The organism is Psychrobacter sp. Sarcosine-02u-2 (genome assembly GCF_002836335.1).
GTDB classification, from domain to species: domain Bacteria; phylum Pseudomonadota; class Gammaproteobacteria; order Pseudomonadales; family Moraxellaceae; genus Psychrobacter; species Psychrobacter faecalis.
On sequence record NZ_PJBX01000035.1, the window covers coordinates 1 to 1,995 of the forward strand.

The 1,995-nt window shown below is 42.1% G+C and carries 2 protein-coding genes; both read right to left on the minus strand.

Annotated elements, in window-relative coordinates; all coding sequences use genetic code 11:
- Positions 1–167: 167 nt before the first annotated feature.
- Positions 168–1,322: an RNA-guided endonuclease InsQ/TnpB family protein gene (locus CXF58_RS01085; protein WP_093071385.1), complete on the minus strand. Its 1,155-nt coding sequence runs from the start codon at positions 1,320–1,322 to the stop codon at positions 168–170.
- On the minus strand, positions 1,319–1,930 hold the full coding sequence (locus tag CXF58_RS01090; RefSeq protein ID WP_102076310.1) for an IS607 family transposase: 612 nt from the start codon (positions 1,928–1,930) through the stop codon (positions 1,319–1,321). The genes CXF58_RS01085 and CXF58_RS01090 overlap by 4 nt, the downstream gene beginning before the upstream one ends.
- Positions 1,931–1,995 lie beyond the last annotated feature (65 nt).

Genomic DNA, 1,995 nt, shown 5'->3' on the forward strand with positions numbered 1-1,995 from the left:
CCGTTCCAAAAATCTTACTCAAACCTAGCCAATATTGACTATTAGATAGGTTTGACGTTTTCTTTCTGCTTCATTGTCACGCGCTATTTCTCATTTGAGATTTAGACTGACCACGACTCCACAGACTTTTTTAATTGGCGATGGAACTCACCGTCCAATAAACAGGATTATGCAGCTGTTAAAATAACAGTCGCGTTATTTAAAATATTGATGCTGGCGTTGAGGTCACGGTCATGAGAAACCTGACAGTTAGGGCACAACCACTCACGCATTTTCAATGTTAGCTCATCTTTACCAAGGATATGATTGCAGTTTGAACAGGTTTTTGAGCTTGGGTAGAAGGGTCCGACTGATTTCACAACCTTGCCTTGCTCAGTGGCTTTGTAGATAAGCTGTCGCTTAAACTCAAAGAAACCCAAGTCACTGATAGCTCTTGATAGCCGCCTGTTCTTAACCATACCTTTGACATTCAAATCCTCAATCGCAATCACATCGAACTCATTAACCAGACTTGTTGTGATTTGATGGAGAGAATCTTGCCTAATACACCTGATCTTATAGTGCAAACGAGAGAGCTTGGTTTTCGCTTTTTCTCTGTTTTTACTGCCTTTTTTAGTGCGACTGAGCGCTTTGTTTAGCGTTCTTAGTTTTTTAAGGTTTGCTTGAAGTGGTTTTGGCGCTTTAATTTTAGTGCCGTCTGATAAAACCAGTAAGTCGGTAATACCAAGATCAACACCAACGCTTTTACCTGTCTTTTTAGTAGGAATTACAGCTTTTTGTATTTCAACAGCCACACTAACAAACCACTTACCGCCACGTTTAGAGATGGTGGCTGACATGATCTTGCCGTCAAAACGTAAAGCTTCTTTTAAGCGAACCCAGCCCAAGTTTGGGATACGAATGGATTTACCTTTAATGGCAAATTGGTCGTTGGATAAACTGAATCTATCGTCACGGCCTTTTTTACGAGCGGTTGGGTATTTCGCTAAGCCTTTAAAGAAGTTGTTATAAGCATCACCCAACTGCATGATTGCCGCCTGCGGAGCGCATTTGGTCACTTCCAGCATATAGGGGAATAATTCACGCTTAATGGCGTTCAATTCGCGTCTGAGCTTCGCCTGTGAGGGCTTGTTTAGATTTTTAGTATCAACCTCAACGCCTGCGGCCAAACACGCATCACGGTACGCTTTGTCAAGCGCATACTGCCGCTGCCACTCATGCAAAGCCCAGTTGTAGGCTTTTCTCGCCACGCCACAAGCACGAGCAAGGTGATTTGCCTGTACGTTGTTTGGCTTGAGTTCGATAATGTGTCCACGGATCATAATGCTTTTTTAACCGCCTCTATTAATTGTTGGTTTTTCTTGCTGCGAGAGCCGTATAGCCTCGCTGAAAATACGGTGATAATCTCCAATACATCTTGGGCTAATTCTTGCTCAAAACTCAACTCTTCACCTTGATTGATTATTACCACTTCAACGTCACGAGCCTCACACAACATGAAAACCAGTTCTGCACCAAATCGTAAAAGCCTGTCTTTATGGGTAATTACCAGCCGTTCAACTTTATTGCTCAGTATGTCATCAAGCAGGTTTTTTAAGCCTTTCTTTTTATAATTCATTCCACTACCAAGATCGGTAATCGTCTCAAAAGTCCAGCCTTGCCTGGCACAATAAAGTTCCAAAACTTGAGACTGGCGAAGTAAGTCGTCTTTTTGATCACGACTCGACACACGAGCATAAGCAATGGTTTTTCGGTCTAATTTAGGTGGTGTATTCAAGGAATGCGGTCTGATTTCACTTAAATCATATCGCCTATGCCCGTTTTCGGTTCGCTTGGCGACTAACGTACCATTCTCATCCCAACGTCTTAATGTGGATTGAGCAACCCCGAAATGTTTGGCAGCCTCCCCAATACTAACCAGTTTCCCCATAACTTGCTCTCTATATTATAGATATAATCTATCTATTATAGTAATAAATAGGTAGGTTTGTATAT

What these genes read in the sequence shown, in the direction of transcription:
- CXF58_RS01085 (WP_093071385.1), bottom strand. Translation starts at nt 1,322, where the DNA reads ATGATCCGTGGACACATTATCGAACTCAAGCCAAACAACGTACAGGCA.
- CXF58_RS01090 (WP_102076310.1), bottom strand. Translation starts at nt 1,930, where the DNA reads ATGGGGAAACTGGTTAGTATTGGGGAGGCTGCCAAACATTTCGGGGTT.